The organism is Hoeflea sp. (genome assembly GCF_984452065.1).
The window spans coordinates 1-1,332 of sequence record NZ_CFHWAF010000075.1 but is presented as its reverse complement, the minus strand read 5'-3'; the positions used below and the strand labels follow the sequence as shown (position 1 = coordinate 1,332).

Here is a 1,332-nt window from a genome sequence, read left to right as displayed (position 1 = left end):
CTGGACGATACGCGCGAGCGCCGCCGTTATCTCAACGCCCGGGCGACGATCGAGCAGCTCCTGGCGGCCGGCGCCGTACCGGTCATCAACGAAAATGACAGCGTCGCGACCAACGAAATCCGCTATGGCGACAATGACCGCCTGGCCGCGCGCGTGGCGAGCATGGCCGCCGCCGACCTGCTGGTGCTGCTTTCCGACGTCGACGGGCTCTACACCGCGCCGCCCGACACCAATCCGGATGCCGGCTTCATGCATCATATCCCGGAGATAACGCCTGATATCGACGCCATGGCGGGCGATGCCGGCTCCGAACTCTCGCGCGGCGGCATGAAGACCAAGATCGAGGCCGGGCGCATCGCCACAAAGGCCGGCTGCGCCATGATCATCGCCTCGGGCAAGCGCGACCATCCGCTGCGCGCCATCGACGAGGACGCCCGTCACAGCCTGTTCGAGCCCAGCGCGTCTCCCGTCACGGCACGCAAGACATGGATTGCCGGACAGATCGATCCCGGAGGGCGTTTCTTTGTCGATCCGGGCGCCGAAACTGCGCTCAAATCCGGAAAGAGCCTTTTGCCGGCCGGTGTGCGAAAGGTCGCCGGCACGTTCCTGCGCGGCGACACGGTCGCCATTTGCAATCTCGCCGGTTACGAGTTCGCGCGCGGGCTCGCGGCTTACGGATCAGACGAAGCCTCGCTGATCGCCGGGCGCAAATCGTCCGAAATCGCTGAAATTCTGGGCTATTCGGGCCGGGCCGCCATGGTTCACCGTGACGACATGGTGTTGACAGGGGCACAAATAGCCCCGAATGAAGACGCGTAGAGGCGACAGGAGCGATCGAATGCTTGATGACGTTGCGAAGGAAACGGACATAGCCGCTGTCATGGCGGAGCTTGGCCGCAATGCCCGCGCCGCCAGCGGCCCGCTGGCCATCGCTTCCGCAGAACAGAAAAACACGGCACTCAACGCAATGGCCGACGCGATCATGGCTGCGGGCGACGCGATCCTCGCCGCCAACGCCATCGACATGGAAAAGGCGTCCGCCTCCGATATGGCGGCATCGTTCCTCGACCGGCTCAAGCTGGACGCCGGCCGCATCGCCGCCATGGCCGACGGCATCCGGGCGATTGCCGCTCTCAACGATCCGGTCGGCGACGTCATCGCGCAATGGAAACGGCCCAACGGCTTGCGGATCGAACGCGTACGCACCCCGCTCGGCGTCATCGGCGTCATCTATGAGAGCCGGCCGAACGTTACCGCCGACGCCGGCGCCCTTTGCCTGAAGGCCGGCAATGCGGTGATCCTGCGTGGCGGCTCGGATTCGCACAATTCCTC

General features: G+C 65.3%; 2 protein-coding genes. Both read left to right on the top strand.

Annotated elements, in window-relative coordinates; translation table 11 throughout:
- Nucleotides 1-819: glutamate 5-kinase (gene proB, locus AC5E6N_RS14875; protein WP_491748542.1), on the top strand; the 819-nt coding region annotated here is incomplete at its 5' end.
- Between the two features lie 19 nt (nt 820-838).
- A partial coding sequence (locus tag AC5E6N_RS14870; protein ID WP_491748541.1) for an aldehyde dehydrogenase family protein occupies nt 839-1,332 on the top strand: 494 nt, incomplete at its 3' end.